Below are 22,083 nucleotides of genomic sequence, written 5' to 3'. Positions count from 1 at the left end.
CCGCCAGTATGGCGATCCCAGCCAGCACCGTCAGCACATGCACATACAAAATGCTGAGATTCAGGGCTATACCGACACCTACCGAAATAAAAAACAGCACCAGTAGCAAGCCCGTTTTTAACCGGCTCAATGGCGATTTCGAGCTCGTGACGGGGCGCCCGCTTTCTGCCAACAGCGCGGCTCTCAGCATCAGCAGCAGGCTGGCAACGGTGAAAACTTCGCGCATATTCGAAGAGGCGATATGGCAAAACAGCGGACGCAGCAAGCAGGATAGTATCCGCCTACCAGAATACTGAAAAACATCGCTATATTGATGCCGATTTTCATCCAATCGCCGTATTCCGCGGTTCCCCCACCGACCCCCCGCCGTTGGAAATAAACGTAATAAACGACAGCTCCGGGATCACGGCTATACCCCCTGAAACAGTAACACTGAAAAACCCAATTGTTTGCCCTTGTTGCGGTTCATGCCTTTATCGCGCATCAACTGCAGCGCAATGGCGGTTGAGGATATGGCCAGGTCGATGCTGCTGATATGCGCCGCCTGCCAGCGCATTATAGTGAAGGTAAGCGCTGCCATCAGCAACGCCGTAGTGATAGCCACCTGTACGGCGCCGACACCGAACATTTAATGCCGTCAATGCTAGAGCTTAGCGGGGTTCAAAGCTCCAGTCCGATGATGATGAACATCAAAAACACAGCCCCAACTCCGAGAAATGCAGGATCTCGTCGACATCGCGAATAAAACCCAGAGACCGATGGCGATGCCGGTTGCCAGATAGCTTAAGTGCGCCGATGCTGACCGCTGCGCGATAGGCACCCCGCCACCACCGTGGCGGCGAAAATAAACAGCACTACTGCAATTAGAAAAGAGGAATTACTCCCCATGGTGTTCGCCCTCCGACGTCAACAGTAATGACAGCCAGCGCGCATACGGTACAGCCTAATAATCAGGGCGAAAGGATGCAGCATACCCGCCGTATCTACCCCTATGGTCTGATGGGCGCTCTTGGTATCGCCGACAGGGATAATCGACCGCTAGTGTTTGCCGGCTAGCGCGTCGTCGCCGACACCACTGGCGAAGCCACGGATCAGCACGATATCCAGTCACTCCTTGAGTAACTCGGGACAGCTGTAGATGTACAAAGGACGCTGGAACACGATCACCTAGTTATCGCGTAGCAGCTATTGTTCGTGAGGTATATCGATAAAAAAATCCGGATAATGTGCATACAGATCATGTACAGTGACATGGCTGGGCGTTGGGGCGTTGCCACAAACCTTGAATAACGCCTAATTCGCCACCGAATCCTAGTCCTCAGGATGGGATATATACTATTTGATATTCAACTATGCCAAATTAACATACTCTAACGATGGCACTTTATGATTGTTTTCTTCTCGTTGAACATTCATCTCAGTACGGTACCCGCACACTGCTGGATTAACGCCACAACCACGATCAACACGTGAAAAAAAGTCTAGTTGGTTGGCAAAAACGGCTGCGGTAAATCCACGCTGCTATGTTGCTGAAAAAAAGAACTCAGCATCGACGCCGACGCTGGCAGCGCCAGCCTAGCATACCCGCGAACTAGGCGATAGCCTAGGTTAATCAGGAAAACCCCTATTTTGACGGGCCGGCACTAGAATATGTTATTAATGGCGACCGGGAATATCGTCAGCTCGAATCTGCATTACTTGTTGCCAATAAAAAAAGATGGCCATACCATAACGCTACACGGTAAACTGGACACAATCGACGCTTAGATCATTCTCGCGCGCGCTGAAAGCCTTCTGAGTGGTCTGGGTTTCAGCCAGCCGTAGTTGACGCAAACAGTGCACTTTTCTCTGGCAGCCGGCGCATGCACCTTAATCTCGCGCAAGCCCTGCTGTGCCTCTCTGATATCTCTTTGATCTGTTGTTGCTTGATAAACCACCCACCAACCAGCTGGACATGGATATGCGACAGACGCTCACCGAAGCGCTTGTCGACTTCGCCGGCATGCTTGTGGTCCGTATCCCACGATCGCCATCTACTTTGCTTCTACCACCGATGAATTTTACCTGGTGATGACGGCCAGGTTTCGGCCTTTGACGGCGACCTAGAGAATTATCAGCAGTGGCTGGCCGAATTTCAGCGCCCACGCGCAAAAATCAGAAGCTACGGCGAGGCGGAATTTTACAAAGAGACTCAGCCGATGCGTCAGGCCATCGGCCGCTATGAACAGCAGTTAGCTACGCTTGAGGCGGAGCTGGCAGAGTCGGAAGGCCGGCTGGACGACAGCGCAATGTACGAGAGTGCCTGCAAAAGCGAACTGAAAGAATGTCTACAGCGGCAAGGAAAACTGAAATCGGTGCTGGAGGAATCGGAACTAGGCTGGCTGGAAGCTTAGGAACAGTTTTAAATGCTGTCGCAAGCATTTAGCGCAGAATAATAATGCTCAGCGCCAAATCAGCAGCACGCAGAGGCCGCGGATAGTAGCCCCACGGCCAGATTGAACAGCGCCTAGACCTGGGCGCCATCCCTTTCAGCAGCCGACCGATCACTGTACCAAAGACCAGCTAGATGGCGCCGGATACAATAACAACATTGACAGCGGCGATGACGATGCTTATCGCTATCACCAGATCCGGGTACGCTTCCCTAGTCAGGCTAAAGCTTGCCACTACGCTGATAGCCGTCAACCAGGCTTTCGGATTGAAAAATTATAGCAGGTCGTCCTGATAAAATGGTACTGGCCGTGGCGGCATAGCGATACGCAGCTTTTCATAAGCGGTGACGATTTTCCACGAAAACCACAACAGATAGTGGAAGCTGCCGGCGAATTTTAGCGTAAAGTGCAGGGAGGAATAGAGTGTAATGAAACTTCTGACGCCGCAAGCCACCAGCAATAACACATACTGCATGCCGAGCATCAGCAGTATGGAACACCAAAAACAGAAACGGGAGGCCAAGGCCGTAGGCAACATGTTATTAGAATAAGGAGTAATAAGCAGCAACCCAGAGAAAAATCAGCATCGATAAAAACAGACCCATTTCCATATATCCCGCACTATTTCTCCTGACAATGACGCTTATGCAATTAACAGCACGATGCCGATTCAGCAAGCGAATTGTCGGTGATATTTCGTCACGCCATTATTTCCCCGATAACCACTCTGGAGAAACGCCGAGAATAATCATTCTCTGGGAGCAGATCAATCCCACCACGCTGTATAATCTGATCAAATCTTTTGTGCTGAGCGAAGGCACGGATTATAGCAAGCAGGAATAAAGCCTGCAGCGAAAGGTAGCGGATTTACACCTGGTACAATCCGGCGAAGCGGTGCTGGTGTTGTCGGAACTGCACGAAAGTATTAACATCATGCCACGCGGCTCAGTTCCTCCGCGATTAACAGCACCGATGCAGTTCTGCCCTGCCACCACTGCGCCAGGTCGCCCAGCCCGGCGTCAGCATGGCGAAAACTAGCAAGTCTCGCGATGGTGACCCTGCGGCCCCAAACATGATAACAATAACCTTTGCCCGCTCAACTTTATCTGACAGAGATATCAACTCTGATTAAGGTCTCATCATGTCAGCACAACATCCTATTATTGTGGTTACCGGCTCCAGCAGCGCTGGTACCAAGACCACCAGCCTGGGGCTTTTCGCAAAATCTTTCAATAGTTGAACATTGGCGCCGCCGGAGCTGCTGGAAGGAGATAGCTTTCATCACTTCACTCGGCCAGAAATTGGCCATAGCAACTCTTAAAGCGCGCGATTTAGGCTAGCACGTAAGTTATTTCGGCCCAGATGCGAATAACTTCCTGTTGTAGAGAACGTTTATCACTATGGCGAAAACGGACGCGGGCAGGCCGCGCAAATATTTGCATACCTATAGACGAAGCGGTTCTCCATAATCAGGTCTCCGGCACCTTTGAAAGCTCCTGCCGGAGCCTACCAATGTCCTGTTCTACGAAGGGCTGAACAGCGCCGCTGTGACCGAGTATAATGACGTCGCACGGCATGTGGATTTTCCGGTGAGGGTAGTGCCAATAGTCAATCTAGAGTGAATCCAGAAATTGGTGCGCGATACTAACAAGCGTAGCCGCTCCTGTAAAGCGATCATGGATTCCATAGTGCGATCCATGGAAGACTATATCAATTCTATCACACAGCAATTTTCCCGTACCCATATCAACTTTCAGCGGGGGTATCGACGATGGATACCTCCAATCTGTTCACCGCCAAGACGATCCTGTCGCTAGACGAAGGCTTTGTATTTATTCACTTCCGTGGTCTAGACGACATTGATTTTCCTTATTTACTAGCAATGCTAAATGGATCTTTAATTTCTAATATCAATACACTGGTATTTCCGGTCGGAAAAATGTACATATAAATGGAACTTATTATGGCTCATATAGTCAATAAATTGCTAGAAGGGAAACGGATTCGCTAAGTAGTTTCATGCAGACACCGCGCCCCAGCATCAAAGCGCCGCTCCGCATATCAGTCTAGGTGACGTACCTCAAAACTTTCCGCCGATAGCGTGACCGTGCGCTCGACGATCTTATTCGTCAAATCGCGGCCAGTGATGATAAAATGCAAATTGATATAGGTAAGCATAGGCAGTGTTTCCTCGCGGCGTGTCGAGGTTAACTTGACTTCACAAGTCGTGTACACACCGGCGTGGCTCTTTTACAAAATCTATACCACATCAATTACGCCACAGTTGCCGGCGGATATAAGCAGCATTTCCATCGGACTAGGGGCTTTTTCGCCGATGATGCCATCCATGATAATCGGGCTGCCAGAGACGGATTCGCCGATAAAGACAACCCTTCAACCTACTTTACTCGCGCTTGCATATCGTTACCTCCTGATAATATTCTTTGTAAAAGACTATTTTTTTACCGCCAAACTGGCAATATAACTACAGATACATCATGCTGAAGAGAGACAACATAAGACAGTCTCTTAAAGTTAGACTAGAAAACAAGGCAGGATCGAGCTCACCGACAGTGAAAGAGCAAAAGAGCGATCGAACCGTCATCAGCATAGCATTGGACCATGATAAATTCCCTTTCTATGTTCCTTTTATAATCAGAATAACATCATAATAACACCTTACCTTACATGGAATACGCCGTTCATAAACAGGGCGGGCGATGACAAAAGAGGATAACAGCGAATGGTTATCGGCAAACAGCAAACGGACCCGACTCTTGAATGGTTCCTGTCTCATTGCCATACTCATAAGTATCCATCGAAGAGTACGTTGATTCACCAGGGTGAAAAGGCAGAAACGCTCTACTATATCGTCAAAGGCTCCGTCGCAGTGCTTATCAAGGACGAAGAGGGCAAAGAGATGATCCTCTCCTATCTTAATCAAGGCGATTTTATCGGCGAATTAGGGTTGTTTGAAGATGGGCAGGAGCGCAGCGCATGGGTGCGGGCGAAAACAGCCTGCGAAGTGGCCGAGATATCCTACAAGAAATTTCGCCAGCTAATTCAGGTCAATCCCGATATTCTGATGCGCCTATCTTCACAAATGGCCAGCCGCCTCCAGGTGACCTCTGAGAAAGTCGGCAACCTGGCTTTCCTGGATGTAACAGGGCGTATCGCGCAAACGTTACTGAATTTAACCAAGCAGCCGGACGCCATGACCCACCCGGACGGTATGCAAATAAAAATCACCCGCCAAGAAATCGGCCAGATTGTCGGCTGTTCACGGGAAACAGTCGGCCGTATTCTGAAAATGCTTGAGGATCAGAGTCTCATCTCTGCCCATGGAAAAACTATTGTGGTTTACGGTACCCGCTAATCCCTTTTCACCATGGGCATGATCATGATAGCCGTGCCTCATTAGTTGACTTATGTGGCACAGACTCATCTGCCATCCCGAAAATTATGTCCTGCGGCAGACCACTGTGCTCTGCCTGCCGGTCGCCATCGGACTGATGTCCGGCAGCCTGCAGTAAGTCTGCTGTTCTCGCTGGTGCCCGCCTGTTGATATAGCTTAGCCTGGCTCGATCAAATCTATAAGCACTTCTTTAAGCGGCTGGTAGTCCGGTGGCTTGCTGTTTGCCTTGATCAGTATTTTAATCCATCTGCTATTAAGCTCATGCTGTGTGGTTGGCATTGCTGTTCGGCGTAAGCGGCGAAATAAACCGGCTTGTATGGGTCGCTTACTGTCGGCATCGCTGATTGTCGCAGTATTTACTTTAGGGCTGACCGGAAATGTTCCGCTTTGGCTGTCGTCGATGCTCCATTTAGCGGGGACGGCCTGGTATAGGGTTGTTTAATGCGATGTGGTTCCGGTTGTGGCAAAAGAGCAGCCGATACATATGAGGTGCTGAGATATTGAATCTACTTTACTGCGAACTGGTGGATTATATCGAAAGCAAAATACAGTCTGCTAACTCAGCACACCGATCCGGACAGTACGCTCCTACTGCTGTTTGCCTGCCAGCAGAGAAGGTCATCGACCAGATTGCGCAGGTATATCAGCAATTGCACATGTTCTCAGCCAACCATCTCAGCTAGTACAAAAGACTGGTGTGCGCCTTTCAGGTCGCATTAGATCTGCAAGAGCATTTGCGGTGAGTCTGCATATCAGACATCTGCATCAGACGGATGAAGTGCAAAAGCTGGTGCAGCAGTAAAGCCACGCCGAAGTGGTGTTGCGCTACAACGTGTGTATCTTCGCCACTCAGCTTCTTGTCCTGGCGGACGATATTCTCTATCATCGCTATCCTGACCGGTTTTCCACAGATGCGTACGTGTTCGGCCCTAGAAAAAGTCGCCCACCAACATCCGGATAATTCAGTAGGCCAGTTCTGCTATTTCCATTTCAGCCGTATCTACCGCCTATTGCGTTCCCAGCGTCCCTTTTATCATCGCGATGTGATGGCGGATAACCAGCAGCAGTTGCCGTTCTAGCCAGCGCTGCAAAATTACTGCTCCTTGAAATCGATAGCGCTACGTAACGCCGCCCTCTCTTAGGCCTCATGCTAGCAGTCGGCAGTATTTTGGGCATGGTTTTCAATCTGCTAAAACCTGACTGGATCCTAATGATCATTATGTTTGTCAGTCAGAAAAATTACAACATGACCCGGTACTTATTCAGCATATGGTGCTGGTACCCCTGGCGGGTCTGGGAATCGCCGCGGGTACTCTCCAGTTAAAGATGAGCGACCGCGTCATCCCGACCGGCATACTGGTAGTGACCTTTGACTGGCTATTTAGTACTGCGCAAAAATTGCGGTCTGGCGATGTGACCGGTATGATGGTGGTGGTCGTGTATACCTTATAGTTGCTGTCGTTGAACGGCGCACATTTCCTGCTGTCACGGCTGGTGGGATACATTGATTGGCTGTATGCTGGCTTTTGTCGGCACACTGTAGCTGTGGCCGCAATGGCAAAGCAGGCTATTACACAAAACGCCTATCAAGCGCTGGAGCGGTATCAAGAAGCGCTGCCGCTGCTTCTACAGACCGATCCGGATCCGGGCGCGCCCGTGTTGGCTCATTGCCCGCATGCGAGTCAATCAGGCGTATAATGCCAGGCATATAATGCCCTATTCACTTCCCTAAGCCAGGCGATCAGGAGCCGGGTTTTAACTCCCGCTGTCTGAGCGATATTCGCTTATTGGTCACCCATAGTCAGTTTATTGTCCAACATATCAATACCATGACGACACTGGTGCGCGATCACTATATTCTGATCGATAGGTTATCGGACGACTATTTATTCTCCTGCGAGGTTGGCGCTGCCAAGCTGTCAGCAACGGCTGAAATATAGCGGCCTGAGCACCGAAAATCCAGGTATTTTTAACACCGATGATAATCCCATGGTCAGGCAGTGACGCTAATGGAATGCCATTTGCGGCGCATTTGTTTCATCTCATCGTGATGCATACAATTTCGTCGGCGCCGTAGCCTCAGCGACCTCAGCACAGTTTCTAGCTCGTACGTCGTTTACACGACACGCTGCCGAACTAGCGCCTTTGCCGGCGCTGCCGGCACTAGGACGTTGCCGGCTCAGAATGGCTGATATCAATAGCGTCCTAGCAAAACGCTCCGAAGTGCCGGGGTTGAAAGCGCTGCGCCGGACGCGTGATAAACCACTCAAGCAGAAAAGTGGCGGAAGGTAGGAACGCTTATGCGGCGCCGGCGTTCCCGTTGTCCCTCTGTCAGGCTGCGCCCGTCACCTGCGCTACAGCTTTCTCAAACCGCGTCAAGCCTTCGTCGATATCCGCAAACGCGATCACGTCGGGGCCGGCATTGAGAATCATAACTCCTTCCAGGATGGCTACGTGCAGGAAATCCAGCACCCATCCATAACTAGCACGGCGCCAGCTCTACGCTAAGCAGTAAGCCCCATACCCATACTGCGCACCTGCGTGACTACCTGATATTTTTCGTTAATACCATGCAGCGCCCCTGGATAAAGCTTTCATGGCGTTCGTTGATACCGGCTAGAGCACCTCCGGCAAATTGATAACATACAACACTACTTCAAACACTGCAAAGGCCAGCGAGTTACCGCCTTACGTCATGTCATGATTGCCATGGTCGACGCGATGTTTTCGGTGGTCAATATTGTGCTTATCGGAAAACTGCCCCAGCGCTTTTGGGTAGTGGTGATAATATCCGGCTGCACGCTATAATGCATATAAATGCATATAGATGAATAGGTTGCCGCTGTGGTCCATGCCGTATTGCACTTCGTCCATCACCAGCAGCGCCTGATACTTATCGATCGCACAACTCTCATACGCCGAGCAATAACCCCGGTGCTACCGGGGTTATTGCTCTCCTCTTCCATTTTCCCTCTTCCCTCTGGATCAGCTCGAGGGCAATAGCGCAAGTGTGATTCGTCGATAACAACTTTCACTGCATCGGGGTTTCTAAACGATATATGGACGATATCCGACAGTATTTAGCCCGAAACTATACGAATACTTCGGCTACCCCCAATACAGTAAACAACGTGCAGCCGTGAAATGAGTTATGAAACGTAATGATTTTAGTCTTATATGGACTATGGTGGGTGGTAATGACACACCAGTTTAAACGCCGCCTCGTTCGCCTCGCCGCAGGAATTGCCGAAAAACATGCGATTGGCAAAGGTTGCATAAATAAGCTTACGCGCCAAGAGTGGCACCGGCCCGTTAGTGACGATGTTATGGTGTGCTATAACATCTCCCCTTGTGTTTTTCTTTTACCCTGCCACTAACACCGAATAACAGTACCTCAACGGGGTGACTGCGATGCTGCCAGAAAAATCGACATATTCCTTGCCCTACTGACCCCAAACCAGGCTGCCTTTGCCTTTCACCGGAATGAACTGGGCGAGTGCATAAACCGGCAAAATGACTTGATCGAATGTTTCCCAGGTGACTGCGGCATCGTCTGTTTTCATAAGGCGTTTACTCTGTCTAATATGAGATAAGAAATGAAAATATATATAAAAATATTAATATTAAATAATATCCAAGTCAAGTGCTATCGCCGGAGAAATACAAATTAGACTGCCGTTAGCGGTCGAGAAAATTTGCCAGCAACCGGTGACCTTGTTCACTCATTATACTTTCAGGATGAAACTGTACACCCTCCAACAGCAAGGAGCGATGGCGGATGGCCATAATTTCATCAGGCTTTCCCTCGCGCTGGCTCCAGGCGGTTACCGCTAGACAGGACGGTACACTGGCTGCGTCAATCACCAGCGAGTGATAACGTGTTACCGTCAGCGGCTGTGTCAGGCTAGCAAACACCCCTTTACCATCGTGGCGGATAACGGAGGTCTTACCGTGCATGACTTTGCGCGCGTGGACTATGCGGGCGCCAAACGCCTGCGCGATAGCCTGATGCCCAAGACAAACTCCCAAAATGGGCAGCTTGCCAGCAAAATGGAGAATAGCGGCTATGGAGATACCTGCCTGGTCCGGGGTACCCGGGCCGGGGGATATGACTAGACGAGCCGGTGACAGCCGCTCAATATCCGCGATATCCAGACTGTCATGGCGGCGTACTATCACCTGAGTCCCCAGTTCACAGAAATACTGATAGAGATTCCAGGTGAATGAGTCGTAATTATCTATTATTAGCAATCTATTCATAATACTCCTTGAAACACAGCCTATTGCTCCTTTGCTGCCAGGTCATTGCGGGCCCCGGCCCCGGTACCGAACCTTGATGAGCTGCGAGTGTATAACAACGGTGGTGACATGACTACGACCATTGATACATTGTCCAGGATGGAAAGACGAAAAGACAGAACGTCGACCGATTCCAGGAGTAATCTGGGTATCGGAGCTGAATCGCTTTGCCTACATGCATTAGTGTTACGCGAAATGCGGCGGCCTGAACTAAGGTAGAAACCCGGCGCTGATCCCGTTCAAATGTGGGCGTTAACGTGTTGGGCGATGGGATAAGCTAAGGCACCACCACAGCCTAGATAATTAAGCAACGCTCCCATCACAGATGTAGATACCGTACGGACGCCCACAATTCAGGTGACGGCGCAAGCTTGAAGCGTCGGCACCACGGGTAGCACGGGCTCTGCGCCGCGAGGGGTAGGCGGTAGGTAGCAGAGGCGTCACACATCGTCACCCAGCTCCGCTCACCGCCATTCTGAACAAATCGCACAGCGGCGCCGGGATCGCCAAACGCGCCGGCCTCATTAGCGCGCAACCGTTTCCCTCTGTTTCCAGATAGGCGAAGTGACAAAAAAAGATATCGTTTTGATGAATATCGACGTTGCGCAATTGGCCCAGCCAGCCAAGGATAGATATCTTGGAAAAGTGTATGATGTATAGCACACAGCTAAGGCAACCCAATACTTGCGAGTCCCAGTGCTAACGAGTCGGCGCGCAGCACAGTTAGCGCTAATTCCACTTCTTGTGTAGCCCCACGGCTTCATTAATGTTCAGGGCGTTGTGCAGCACCTTCAGACCCAGATAAAAATAGGGATCGCGGTCGTCACCGATTTTATCGTCCATAATTCTTCCTCAGACAGAGCGTCTAGGCTTATGGACAACGCTTCGCTTTCCAGCGTGACCGACGCAATGCTATAGGCTTCGAGCGCCGGGTACTAACGTGCCGTCGTTTTGCAAATAACTGCGCTATTTGCTTTTGGTCATTTTTTTCATCAGCCGCTCCTGTATCAGATACTGCAGGTTTCGTAGAAAGAATAAGTATAACATTCATTAGCGGCTTCGCCATGAAAGGCGAAGAGGGCTGGCGTGATCCAGACGAGGAAGTAGCATGGCATAACCGAAATCGCGCTGGCCGTGATTCTAGGAAGGAGTTGTCGGTCATGTTGATAAAAAATTGACTGGTAGAGCTGTCTTTATCAGCGGTACACACACGCCATGGCAATTGTGCCGCGTGTATTGCATAGGCTATTGTCGGCTTCATTTTTAATCAGCGCCTGATTCAGCTTTTGCGACATGTCCTGTTTGAATCCGCCACCCTAGATCATGAAACCGGGGGATTACGCGGTGGAAAATAATGTTGTTATAAAAACCGTTGTTGACGTATTGCACGAAGTTTTTCGCCGAAAACGGCGCTTTAACGCTATCTACTTCCAGCTCGATGTTGCCTGCTAAAGTAGTCATCAGTACATTGGGAATCCCGTGCTGCGGAATAAACATCCGTAGAACATGTCAGGGTAAGCAAGGTAGTAGAGGTCGTCCAGAGAGCGTTTGTACATTATTATTTTCAAAAGAAAAGGCCACAGGAAGCGATTAAATTCTAAAGATCCGCTTCAGGAGTGTGCCAACTATTTACTTTTTTACGTAACGGAGTATTCACTCTGATGTCGGTCAAACTGTGATGAGGCGCCCATCTTTTCTACTTGCCGCCGGGCAGGATATTATCTGCTAGACATTTAACAGCAAATAATAAATAAGTCATGATAGTATCGCGGCTTCCCGCGAACACAAGCAGGGTGATATCCGTTTCCAGACCCGTATTCACCGGTCTTCATCAGACTAGAATTAGGTTTATAATGAATAAAAACAACAAATTAAGACTAACATGGATTAGTTTTTTTTCTTATGGGTTAACCGGCGCGCTGGTGATTGTCACCAGCGTAGTACTAGGCAATATCGCCGACTATTTCCAGTTACCAGTTTCCAGTATGAGCAATACCTTCACTTTCCTAAATTCAGGTATTTTAGCGGCAATATTTCTTAATGCCTGGCTGATGGAGATAATCCCCTTGAAACAACAGTTGATGTTCGGATTTTTGCTGATGATGCTAGCGGTTCTGGGGTTGATGAGCGGCCATAATTTGATGGTATTCTCCCTGTCGATGTTTGTGTTGGGCGCGGTCAGCGGCATTACCATGTCCATCGGCACTTACCTTATTACCCATCTGTATGCGGGACGGCAGCGCGGCTCGTGCCTGTTGTTTACCGACTCATTCTTCAGTATGGCCGGTACCCTGTTCCCCATGCTGGCCGGCGTGCTGCTAGCACGCCATATCACCTGGTACTGGGTTTATGCCTGTATCGGCATGGTCTACGTGATGATCTTTGTCCTTACCCTACTGTCGGATTTTCCCGTGCTAAAATCCCGCGCCGCCTCTATCGTCTGTCAGACGCTGCAGACCCGGGAAAATTGGGGACCAGGCGTGGCGCTGCTTGCTCTAGCCGCGCTCTGTTATATCTTGGGCCAGCTCAGTTTTATTTCTTGGGTGCCGGAATACGCGACGACGCGTTTCCAAATGAATATCCAGCAGGCCGGCGGGTTGGTCAGTTATTTCTGGACTGCTTACATGGTCGGAATGTGGGTCTTTAGCGCTTTGCTGCGTTTCTTTGATTTACAGCGCATCGTGACCTTGCTTGCGGCGCTTTCGGCAGCCTTCATGTATCTATTCATCCATGTCGACAATCCCACCTGGTTACCCTGGTGTTTGCTGGCGCTGGGTTTTGTTTCCAGCGCGATTTACACTACCATCATCACGCTTGGTTCGCAGCAAACCCGAGTGACATCCCCCAGACTGGTCAATTTTATCTTGACCTGTGGCACCATTGGCACCATGCTAACGTTTATCGTAACCGGCCCTATCGTGGCTCATTATGGCGTGAGCGCGGCGCTGCAAACCTCCAATCTGCTGTATGTCACGGTATTCGTTCTATGCCTGCTACTGGGATTCGTTAGCCGCCACCGTACCCACAGTCAAACGATTGTTTGATACTGCGCACTAGCTTGCCAGTCAAGCCGGCGCTGGATAACGTCGCCGCGGTATGGCTTGGCTGTTCATTGGTTACAACTCAATATCGTCTGTTTATTCACTTATCTCTATCATGTCATAGTAGTCCTGCGCATCAGCTGGGGTATACTTGCTAGCAAAGGTTTGAGTAGGAGGGGCCGACAGCGGTTGCACCAGACACCGTCAGTATGACGACCGGATGTCCTATTCGCCCTCGTGTCGTGTGGACGAAAGTTAACTTTTCCCTGTCTACTTTTTCCCTGTCTATAAGGACCTTGTGACCATGATCGGAACCTTCCTACCGTTTCCCGAGCTCCGCCATTGTTAGCGGCTCTGATTAGGGCTAGTCTATTTATCTGGACCTGGGAGCTATTCGCTTTCGGACACAATAGCGCCATTATCGCAGCCAGTCTACTCGCTTGTAGCTACGCAGTCGACGTCGACGCCGACCATATCGCCGCCATCGACACCATAATGCAGCAGGATAAGCACCCGACATAGGTGGGGCGCTCTTTCCTTATAGGACATTCAATTATTGTCATTCTGGCCACATTGACTATTAAGCTGACGGCTTCTGCCTTCCATGACCACAAGGGCTGGCTGTATAGCTACGCGGGCTGATAGGCTCGGCCGTTTCCAGTAGTTTTCTATTGCTAATGGCGCTGAATAAACCGCAGCGCAAACTTTATTACAATATGACGTAACCGCCATCTCAGTACTAGTAGTGGCGCTGGTTATCGGCGGGATTAAGGCCGTAGGACTGCTGGCGAAATAGCTCGATCTACAGGTCTCCCTTCCCTCTGGCGGACTGGTACCATCTCTTAATGGTAATTAAGGCAACGCCGGCTTTATGGTGATTGGACTGTTCGCCATCTGCTAAGGTCTTGGTCCCCAACTTACCGCTGGCGGCGCTACGATCAACTGCCTATCTAATTCTCTAGTCTCGATGTTTGAGACATCGTCGGGCACGCCATACCGCTAGTCGATGATAGCCTTTGTTCACCACAGGCTAGCATAATAAGGCGACCCAGAGTAGAGTACTTATTCTTCAAACGATCGGGTGGCGTTACCGATAGCGCCTGTGCGCCATATGCCCAGAATGAGCGCATACCTCTCGGATGTCCTTATCCCCTGCCGTGGTGCTTTTATCGCCGCTGCGCGCCAATGCTAATGCAGTACTTTGTTATAATATTGGATATTGTCACACATCAGACTAATATCCCGTGATTAATCATCGTTGAGAGCTAACAGGATCCGTTTGTCGCACCGGTAGAGCAGTCAAGGTCGTAATCGTGCCCAACTACAGAGTGCAAAACCTGACCAACTAAGGGAGGACAGGCGAAGGACGGGGTCAGTTACTTCCAGTATTGCGGCGGTAAGGCATTACGGTGACATTTTCATCATAGCTCCTGTAGCCAGGTTGATAGGAAATATGATGAAAGATTGCCCTGTAATAGTACAGATTCAGAAATGCACTATTTTAATAAAAATTAAAATAAAATGGTATCTAATGCGCAATCTGCACTGGTTTATCCTCTCTGTTGGCTATCTGTATGAGGCATTTATAACTAATGCTGAGAAAGCGGTTCACACTCAGTGTGCGCACTGAGTGTGAACCGCTGGCTACGACTACTGTATAGACCTTGTTAAATGCGGTCTCCGATGATATTGGCCAGACGATGGTAATTAGTACCGTACATCAGGCTTATCGGATGCTGGAACACCGTCAGTTAATCACCGCCCGCCTAAATCAGGATATTTCGTCTGTCAGCAGACAGGCTACTGGCACTGCCGGAGATGTGCAGGCCAGAGCAGCGACCGGTGGAAATTTCGCAATAGGATCTGGTATTACACTCACCCGCAGTGTGCGATGTCATTCACCTCGGTCCCGATGTCCCTGACGTCACCGTCAATAACCCTGAAACCGCTGCGTAAATTATTAAGCCGCGCTGCGCTCCCCACCCGGATTCGAACCTGCATTACGATTAATTGAGCTGTTCTACTGCTCCTGAGCGAGAAAATCGCGCGTTTGATGATAGACAGCGGCAACTAAGTGGCGCCAGAGGGGATCATCACCACCAGTTACCACGAAGGGCTGTCGATCACCATCCATGCGCTGTGTCAATCGGAGGATATTGTATCGGTAGATTCCCCCAGCTTTCACGGCGTCACTAAAATCCTGAAAGGATTCAGTATAAAAGCGCTAGAAATTCCTAACGACCCCTCACTGGCATCAGCCTGGAAGTACTGGAGTTCACCCTCGATCAATAGCCTATCAAGGCTATCCAACTTATTGACGCTAAACTGTAATGATCCGCTCCGGTATCTGATGCCGATACACACAAGATGGCGCTGTTAACGCTGGAGCAACACTACGATACGCCCATAATCGAAGACGATATTTATGCTGATCTAGCCTATCGCTATCTCCAACCTGCGGACGATCAAGTCCTTTAATGAAGATAGATAGGTGCTTCTATGCAGTTCGTTTTCCAAAACGATGGTGCTAGAATTGCGTATCGACTGGATCGAACCGGAACGCTAATATGGGGCAGGTATTGCATATGAAATATATCGGCATCAGCGCCACCTCTACACAACAGCAGTTGGCTATATTTCTGCGCCAAGAGCATTAAGCACGTAAGCCGGATACGAGCCCGCTATCAACTAAATCGCGATATCATGATGGAATGGATACGGCGTTATTTTCCAACGGAGACCCGACCCGGATCAGCCTGCTGCAGGAGTTTCTGCTGTGGATTAGAGTTGCCGTCGGCGTTTGATACTCTGCGGCTGAACCGTCAACTGGGAAGAAAAGGCGTGCAGGTAGGTGACGGTGGGGCCAATTTTCTCCGCTTCCGGGAAATACCACCACTACCTGCGCCTCAATTACGCCAATCGCATGACCTCGGCTATTGAGACAGTGGTAAAATGCATCGGAGAAACGGTAGTGCAGCATCTGGAAGTCTACGCTTTCCCCGGCAGCGGAAGCAGCGCAGGACAGTCAATAACGGCCGATCTTTTTATCGGAAATTCACACTCTCCGGCTCCTGCAACCAAAGCATCGACTACGACGGTTGAGTCTGTGCTATCACCCACCTGCTTCGAATAATATAGCGCGGCGGCGTCTGGCGCTGTACGGCATCGAAACCATTTTCCGTCGGCAGGATCAGTAAACTAGCCTGATTAACCGCATTTTTGATGCCGTATTCGCTCAGGTTGCGCCTCCTGACACCTTTGATGCCCTGAGCCGGCATCTATTCATGGGAGTGACACAATGGCACTTTGGATAATCATCGAAACGGCCCTAAAGGTGAATATTCACCAGGCGGTTGTCGACGAAATTAATGCCCGACATTTTCAGTAGGCGAGAACAGGCGCGAGCTCTCTATATAGGTGCCATTATAGGAATGCATGGCGGCGGTATGGCTGGTGACCCTGTTGCCTATCCTGGCTTCCAGCGCCAGCGGCGCTACGGTTTCCCTAAAGCGCGGAGGATTTTGAAATCCTCGTGGGTTAAGCTCGGCCTGCGCTCCGCCTAGCGGGCTATGCTCTCAAACGGCGTGCCGAACTCACTCCAGCACAGGTCGCCGGCAGTTTTAGGTTTATCAAGATGAGTATTAGGTTCCACAAACGGCGGTATGGCCAGCTACCATCGCGGCGCGCACTTCAACCAGGAAATCGGCGCCGTTGTCGATCCAGGTGGGCAATACGCACCAGGCTGATCTGGGGCATGTCCTGCTCTGAAAGCGTCCGATCGAGAGCGGCGGTTAAGGCGGGGGCGCTATTGGTTATGGTGCCATCAAGATCAGGCGTTGAGAACCCCTTTGCCGCCCGCTCTCCGCTGCCCGTGATTTTGCGGCGCCAGACGGCGGATGATTCCCTGTTCGAGTATGATTTACCATAAACCTTCACGCCAGGACCAGTCGGACGTGATTAAATAGTCTACAGCAGGGAGATTAGGTATGGGTTAACTCGCTTTTATCAGGATCCTGAAATAGAGCGTAACCGCATCAGGATAACAGCTAATTATAATTCATTATTTTTTACTGGGCAGCGCAGAAAAATCGTGGGAAAAGGCGCGTCCGACCCAAGCCATACCGGCGTCAGTCTAGGCGCGCGTGGAAAGAGGGAAATAACTTAGAGTTTGGCGACAAATCCCACCGCTTCATAGACCTTGGCCAGGGTCACGCTGGCTTGAGCGCGGGCTTTTTCCGCCCCGTCGCTCAGAACGTGATTCAGACAGGCTTCGTCGGCGCGTAGGGCATGGTAACGTGCTTGTAACAAGGTCAGCATTTCCGACACCGCATCCGCGACAGCGGTTTTTAAATGTCCATACATTTTGCCGGCAAATGCTCGCTCCAGCTCAGCCAACGGCGTGCCAGTCACGCCTGAGAGAATATCTAGCAAATTGGAAATGCCGGGTTTCGTCACGGGATCGTATCGCACCAACGGTGGTTCGTCAGAATCGGTTACTGCACGTTTAAGTTTCTTGACGACGGATTTCGGATCTTCAAGCAACGTAATCACGTTATTGCGGTTATCATCTGATTTCGACATCTTTTTCGTCGGATCCAGTAATGACATCACCCGTGCGCCGGATTTAGGAATAAATGGTTCCGGAATGGTAAAAATATCGCCATACAGCGAATTGAACCGCTTGGCGATATCGCGGCTGAGCTCCAAGTGCTGTTTCTGATCTTCTCCGACCGGCACCTGATTGGTCTGATAGAGCAGAATATCCGCCGCCATAAGCACTGGATAATTAAACAATCCGGCGCTGATATTTTCAGCGTAACAGGCCGATTTATCCTTGAATTGGGTCATCCGGCTCAGTTCGCCGAAATAGGTATAACAGTTCAACAGCCAGCCCAGTTGGCTATGCTCCGGCACGTGCGACTGAATGAAAACAGTACTTCTGGCAGGATCGACACCGCAGGCCAGATACAGCGCCAGAACATCCAACGTCGCCTTTCGCAGCTGCTGGGTATCCTGACGGACGGTGATAGCATGCAGATCAACGATACAATAAATACAATCATAATCATCCTGCATACTAACCCACTGACGCAGCGCGCCTATATAATTACCAATGGTCAGTTCTCCTGACGGCTGAGCGCCGCTGAATGCGATGAGCTTACTCATTTTAAACGTCCTGATTAATGGAAGGTGAGCCCGAGCACGAGCAAAAGATCTGCAAAAAAGGTCCAGAACATAATCCGGATGACTCGAGGTGATCGCTTCACCGTAGTTATACCATAGGTCTGCCGGCGCTTAGGCAGCCGGCATCTTTAGCCGCGAGGATATCATTGCGTAAATCACCGATGAACAGCAGCTAGCGGGCATAAAAGCCCTAAATGGTCGAGTTCCAGAAAAAAACGGAGCCGGGTGCGGCTTTTTGTCCGAAACATCATCGCCGTCGATAATTAGCGTGAAATAGAGCTCAATGCCAAGCAAGGTCAGCGGCGGCGCGACGAAGGGCATGTGATTATTGGTAACCACCGCCATCGGCAACTCATGAAACTCCAGCTGTGCCCACGTATCCTCGACCTCGGGAAACAGAATACTGCCCGCAGTCACTGTCCCAGCATAGCATAATGCTCATCAAAGTGCGGCGTCCGGGTTCTGTCTGAGTGTCCTAGCAACGCGATACTGTGGATATACCGTTCTTCAAGCATTTCCAGTCGCTTCCGCCAATTCGTGACGCATGGCATCGATGACGGTACGGTAATCTGACTGGCTGAATATGGCGGAGCCGGCGACGAACATATCGGCGCCTGCGGCAACTATAGCGCCAATGTTGTCCACTTTTACGCCTCCATCCACCTCCAGCCGGATATCCCTACCGCTAAGATCGATTAGCCGCCGCGCTTGGCGCAGTTTATCAAGCGTAGAGGATAAGAACGACTGACCACCGAAACCGGGATTGACGGACATCAGCAAGATGACGTCAAGCTTATCCAGTACATATTCAAGACAGCTTAAGGGTGTGGCGGGATTAAATACAAGTCCGGCCTTGCAACCGTGGTCCTTGATAAGCTGAAGCGAGCGGTCGATATGTTCCGATGCCTCCGGGTGAAAGGTAATATAACTCGCGCCAGCGACGGCAAAATCCGGGATCAAGCGATCGACCGGTTTCACCATCAAATGCACATCAATGGGAACGGTAATGCCATAACTGCGCAGCGCTTTAAGTACCATCGGCCCCATAGTTAGATTAGGAACATAATGATTATCCATCACATCAAAATGCACGACGTCCGCCCCAGCGGATATCACTCGGGCGGTATTTTCACCCAGGCGGGCGAAATCCGCGAAAAGGATAGAAGGGGCGATTAAAAAGTTTTTCATCCATGTCTCCCGTTAGTTACGGTCAGTCTGCAGCAGGGTGACCACCCTGCTCAAAGATATAACGCCAACAGCTCATTTACGCTGTTGCGCCCGAAGATATTGCTGCTTATGGTCCGTCGCGCTGTGACATGATGCAGTACCGCATCGCCATACCATTTCCGAGTCAGCGCAGTATCGTGATTGGAAATCAGCACCGGTATCTGGCTTTCGCGAGCCAGGTGGCTAGCGAGGCACACTAGATTCTGCTGTTCGGTCAAATTGAAGCCATTAGCATGGTATGCTGTAAAGTTCGCTGTGGTAGAGAGCGGCACATAGGGCGGATCGCAATACACCACCGAACCCGGTACGGCCCGAGAGAGCGTTTTCTGATAGTGCTCGCAGATAAACACTGCCCGGCGGGCTTTCTCGGCGAACCGGTAAAGTTCCAACTCTGGAAAATACGGCTTTTTATAGCGGCCGAAAGGGACGTTGAACTCACCGCTCAGGTTATATCGGCACAGGCCGTTGTAGCAATGCCGGTTGAGATAAAGGAACAATACCGCACGCCGGTGGGCGTGCGTACATAAATTAAACTCGCTGCGCAGCAGGTAGTAAACCTCAGAGATGTTAGCGTCAGCGGCAAATAACTTACGGGCGTCGCGGACAAAGTCGTTCGGACTCTCTTTAACGATATTGAAAAGATTGACGAGATCACTGTTTATGTCAGTGAGGATGTAGCGGTCGTAATCCGTATTCAGGAACACTGATCCGGCGCCGACAAAAGGCTCTATCAGGCAATCACCCGCTGGCAGGTGACGGCGGATATCCTCAATCAGCGGGTACTTGCCGCCGGCCCATTTCAAAAACGCGCGGTTCTTCTTCATGCCTTCGCTACTTACTCATACTCTTCAGTAACCGTGTATTGTACCTTATTTACCATAGCTCCACAGTGCTATCTTAATGGATGATCAATTATTTTGGTCCTTTTTAACCTGACCGATTTGCCGCGCCCAGGGTTTCTTAGCCTGCACATCAGCGGGCAATTGTGCCACCGCATTTTTGGCCTGCAACAGCGAAGGATAAACTCCGTTTACCAGCACGTACCAAGGCTTGCCATCACGGCGGGTCTGATATACCCAATAATGGCTCAACTGCTGTTGGCGCGCATAGGCGTTAAGCGTAGCCGGCTGCGAAGCGCTGCTTAACTGCAGCGTGTAATAACCGACCGGTGCAGATTGAATTGTTCCCCCTGTGCTGCCTGCGGCCGCGGACAGCGAATAGACGGTCAGCGCTCGAGCTCTCAAGGTCGCATTCAGCGCGCTGGCAGTCTGGTGGGCGGCGCTCAGCACCATTGGAGTTTGTTTCGGTTCGCGGTGTGCGGTGGCAGGTACCTTCTCCGGTGATTTGTGCTGTTGTGTACCTCTGCGGTTACCCGGTGTCAGAGTGGCCGCAGCGGGTGGTAAGATCGAAACCGGCCCCCCCTGACCGTTCATTTGCGCGGCCACGCCATTAACCTGATTTCCCTGCTGGGATAACGCATTGGCTATATTGCCTGGTAATTCCACGCGCTGCTGCCCGCTCGGTGTGGTGACCGGCACGGCTTCTGTTGGTGTTGAGGCGACTTGTGGCCCACGCAGCTCTTGCGGAGAAGAAGCGCCATTGTTACCGCTCACCGCAGGCGGGGAGCCGTTTGTCTGAGGAATGTTCGCTGGAGGCGCGGTAGCACCATGGGAGGACAGCGTGGTATTGGAGCCGGAGAGATCAATATTACGCTGTCCATCGTTGTCAGCGCCTTGGCGTCTTGAATCGGTATGCGATGGAGATTTGAGCGCCGAACCAATGCTAATCACTAGCAATAGCAGCACCAGAATGCCGATACCTAGCATCAAATTCTTTCTGGATACTGGCACTTTAGGCGCAATAGGACCTTTCTGCTGGAGGGGGGGAAGGCGATCACTGATATTGGGTCTCAGTTCGTATTCTGACTTGAACTCATCCATATAAAACTCTCCCACTGAGAGGGGTTTTTCCAGCGCCGGTGCGCGGGAAGGGTTTCACACTAAACTGGCCATACTGACGCGCTCTGGCGTGCAACCGACCGACTCAGGCCTGGCAATCCTTAATCGATGCTACCACCATATCATCAGCTACGCCGACGCGCACTTCCGCGTTGCCGAGCGTCACCGGCAGCACCAGACGCAGCTGGCCAGCGATGACTTTTTTGTCGTGCATCATATGCGGCAAATAATCTTCCACAGCCATTTCCGCTGGCCCGCTGACCGGCAGTCCGGCACGCAGCAACAGCGCCCGGACCCGCTTGGCGTCCGAATCNNNCTGAACTGGCCGAGGCGGCGCGCTACGCGCACCGCCATCATCATTCCGGCAGCCACGGCTTCACCATGCAACCAGTTACCATAACCCATATGGGTTTCTATGGCGTGGCCGTAGGTGTGGCCGAGATTAAGTAGAGCGCGCTGCCCCTGCTCACATTCATCCGCGGCCACCACGTCCGCTTTCAGCTCGCAGCAACGGCGGATGCAATAGG

The 22,083-nt window shown here is 50.8% G+C and carries 19 protein-coding genes and 11 pseudogenes; 13 read left to right on the top strand and 17 right to left on the bottom strand.

Annotation, left to right across the window (positions count from 1 at the left end; all coding sequences use genetic code 11):
* Positions 1-888: pseudogene (locus tag BG74_RS15975) on the bottom strand (cation:proton antiporter domain-containing protein); the annotation flags it as partial.
* Between the two features lie 27 nt (positions 889-915).
* On the opposite strand from BG74_RS15975, the gene BG74_RS12415 reads away from it, so the two are divergent.
* Entirely contained in the window at positions 916-1,056 is a 141-nt protein-coding gene (locus BG74_RS12415) for a hypothetical protein (protein WP_187202515.1), read from the top strand.
* On the opposite strand, the pseudogene BG74_RS12410 reads toward BG74_RS12415, so the two are convergent.
* Positions 1,042-1,254, bottom strand: a pseudogene (locus BG74_RS12410) (NAD(P)H-dependent oxidoreductase); the annotation flags it as partial. The gene BG74_RS12415 and the pseudogene BG74_RS12410 overlap by 15 nt on opposite strands.
* 231 nt (positions 1,255-1,485) lie before the next feature.
* Between BG74_RS12410 and BG74_RS12405 the strand changes: the two are divergent.
* Positions 1,486-2,393: pseudogene (locus BG74_RS12405) on the top strand (hypothetical protein).
* 48 nt (positions 2,394-2,441) lie between these two features.
* Here the strand turns inward: BG74_RS12405 and BG74_RS02250 are convergent.
* A pseudogene (locus BG74_RS02250) lies at positions 2,442-3,043 on the bottom strand (LysE family translocator).
* A gap of 133 nt (positions 3,044-3,176) precedes the next feature.
* Here BG74_RS02250 and BG74_RS10135 point away from each other — a divergent pair.
* Both BG74_RS10135 and BG74_RS02245 read left to right on the top strand, forming a co-directional pair.
* Positions 3,177-3,374 (top strand): annotated as a pseudogene (locus BG74_RS10135) (YheU family protein); the annotation flags it as partial.
* 199 nt (positions 3,375-3,573) lie between these two features.
* A pseudogene (locus BG74_RS02245) lies at positions 3,574-4,383 on the top strand (nucleoside/nucleotide kinase family protein).
* Positions 4,384-4,514: 131 nt separating this feature from the next.
* Here BG74_RS02245 and BG74_RS02240 read toward each other — a convergent pair.
* Positions 4,515-4,822: pseudogene (locus BG74_RS02240) on the bottom strand (OsmC family protein); the annotation flags it as partial.
* A 353-nt stretch (positions 4,823-5,175) separates the two neighbouring features.
* Between BG74_RS02240 and crp the strand changes: the two are divergent.
* From crp to BG74_RS20245, 7 genes are all read left to right on the top strand, one after another.
* Positions 5,176-5,808, top strand: a complete 633-nt coding sequence (gene crp, locus BG74_RS02235) for a cAMP-activated global transcriptional regulator CRP (protein ID WP_066596293.1) — start codon at positions 5,176-5,178, stop codon at positions 5,806-5,808.
* A 253-nt stretch (positions 5,809-6,061) separates the two neighbouring features.
* Positions 6,062-6,289 carry an FUSC family membrane protein gene (locus tag BG74_RS20270; protein ID WP_439895640.1) on the top strand — a complete coding sequence of 76 codons (228 nt, stop codon included), beginning with the start codon at positions 6,062-6,064 and terminating at the stop codon, positions 6,287-6,289.
* Positions 6,290-6,347: 58 nt separating this feature from the next.
* Positions 6,348-6,530 (top strand): hypothetical protein, encoded by a 183-nt coding sequence (locus tag BG74_RS20265; RefSeq protein WP_439895639.1) that lies wholly within the window; start codon positions 6,348-6,350, stop codon positions 6,528-6,530.
* Positions 6,531-6,704: 174 nt separating this feature from the next.
* Entirely contained in the window at positions 6,705-6,926 is a 222-nt protein-coding gene (locus BG74_RS20260) for a hypothetical protein (RefSeq protein ID WP_439895638.1), read from the top strand.
* Positions 6,927-7,116: 190 nt separating this feature from the next.
* Positions 7,117-7,299, top strand: coding sequence for a hypothetical protein (locus BG74_RS20255; protein WP_439895637.1), 183 nt, complete (start codon positions 7,117-7,119; stop codon positions 7,297-7,299).
* Positions 7,300-7,545 carry a hypothetical protein gene (locus BG74_RS20250; protein ID WP_439895636.1) on the top strand — a complete coding sequence of 82 codons (246 nt, stop codon included), beginning with the start codon at positions 7,300-7,302 and terminating at the stop codon, positions 7,543-7,545. It abuts the gene before it with no gap.
* Between the two features lie 89 nt (positions 7,546-7,634).
* Entirely contained in the window at positions 7,635-7,787 is a 153-nt protein-coding gene (locus tag BG74_RS20245; RefSeq protein ID WP_439895635.1) for a hypothetical protein, read from the top strand.
* Positions 7,788-8,178: 391 nt separating this feature from the next.
* Here BG74_RS20245 and BG74_RS02225 read toward each other — a convergent pair.
* From BG74_RS02225 to BG74_RS12395, 4 genes and pseudogenes are all read right to left on the bottom strand, one after another.
* Positions 8,179-9,410: pseudogene (locus BG74_RS02225) on the bottom strand (aminotransferase class III-fold pyridoxal phosphate-dependent enzyme).
* Positions 9,411-9,525: 115 nt separating this feature from the next.
* A complete protein-coding gene (locus BG74_RS02220; protein WP_066596291.1) occupies positions 9,526-10,107 on the bottom strand; it encodes an aminodeoxychorismate synthase component II in 582 nt (193 codons plus the stop codon).
* 489 nt (positions 10,108-10,596) lie between these two features.
* A complete protein-coding gene (locus BG74_RS12400) occupies positions 10,597-10,809 on the bottom strand; it encodes a hypothetical protein (RefSeq protein ID WP_187202514.1) in 213 nt (70 codons plus the stop codon).
* Between the two features lie 444 nt (positions 10,810-11,253).
* Positions 11,254-11,625 (bottom strand): annotated as a pseudogene (locus tag BG74_RS12395) (peptidylprolyl isomerase); the annotation flags it as partial.
* A gap of 374 nt (positions 11,626-11,999) precedes the next feature.
* On the opposite strand from BG74_RS12395, the gene tsgA reads away from it, so the two are divergent.
* On the top strand, positions 12,000-13,190 hold the full coding sequence (tsgA, locus tag BG74_RS02210) for an MFS transporter TsgA (RefSeq protein WP_066596289.1): 1,191 nt from the start codon (positions 12,000-12,002) through the stop codon (positions 13,188-13,190).
* 1,661 nt (positions 13,191-14,851) lie between these two features.
* Complete coding sequence (locus BG74_RS15965; protein WP_187202513.1) at positions 14,852-15,109, top strand: hypothetical protein; 258 nt, start codon at positions 14,852-14,854, stop codon at positions 15,107-15,109.
* Positions 15,110-15,207: 98 nt separating this feature from the next.
* Here the strand turns inward: BG74_RS15965 and BG74_RS12385 are convergent, their stop codons facing one another.
* From BG74_RS12385 to BG74_RS15950, 9 genes and pseudogenes are all read right to left on the bottom strand, one after another.
* Complete coding sequence (locus BG74_RS12385; RefSeq protein ID WP_187202512.1) at positions 15,208-15,372, bottom strand: hypothetical protein; 165 nt, start codon at positions 15,370-15,372, stop codon at positions 15,208-15,210.
* 904 nt (positions 15,373-16,276) lie between these two features.
* A pseudogene (locus BG74_RS15960) lies at positions 16,277-16,699 on the bottom strand (cytosine deaminase); the annotation flags it as partial.
* A gap of 649 nt (positions 16,700-17,348) precedes the next feature.
* Entirely contained in the window at positions 17,349-18,353 is a 1,005-nt protein-coding gene (gene trpS, locus BG74_RS02195) for a tryptophan--tRNA ligase (protein WP_066596284.1), read from the bottom strand.
* Positions 18,354-18,482: 129 nt separating this feature from the next.
* A complete protein-coding gene (locus BG74_RS02190) occupies positions 18,483-18,788 on the bottom strand; it encodes an HAD hydrolase-like protein (protein WP_066596283.1) in 306 nt (101 codons plus the stop codon).
* Between the two features lie 90 nt (positions 18,789-18,878).
* The gene (gene rpe, locus BG74_RS02185) at positions 18,879-19,559 is read right to left on the bottom strand and encodes a ribulose-phosphate 3-epimerase (RefSeq protein ID WP_066596282.1); all 681 of its coding nucleotides are present in this window, start codon (positions 19,557-19,559) and stop codon (positions 18,879-18,881) included.
* Between the two features lie 50 nt (positions 19,560-19,609).
* Positions 19,610-20,422, bottom strand: coding sequence for an adenine-specific DNA-methyltransferase (gene dam, locus BG74_RS02180; protein WP_066596280.1), 813 nt, complete (start codon positions 20,420-20,422; stop codon positions 19,610-19,612).
* An 84-nt stretch (positions 20,423-20,506) separates the two neighbouring features.
* Positions 20,507-21,538: an SPOR domain-containing protein gene (locus BG74_RS02175; protein WP_066596278.1), complete on the bottom strand. Its 1,032-nt coding sequence runs from the start codon at positions 21,536-21,538 to the stop codon at positions 20,507-20,509.
* A 103-nt stretch (positions 21,539-21,641) separates the two neighbouring features.
* Positions 21,642-21,869: pseudogene (aroB, locus tag BG74_RS15955) on the bottom strand (3-dehydroquinate synthase); the annotation flags it as partial.
* Positions 21,870-21,872: 3 nt separating this feature from the next.
* Positions 21,873-22,083, bottom strand: a 211-nt coding sequence (locus tag BG74_RS15950; protein ID WP_439895641.1) for a 3-dehydroquinate synthase family protein, incomplete at both ends; no start/stop codon positions are given.

The sequence above is a fragment of the Sodalis-like endosymbiont of Proechinophthirus fluctus genome, from assembly GCF_001602625.1.
Taxonomy (GTDB): domain Bacteria; phylum Pseudomonadota; class Gammaproteobacteria; order Enterobacterales; family Enterobacteriaceae.
Note: the sequence above shows the minus strand (reverse complement) of the source record. Positions and strands in the feature narration are given on the sequence as shown.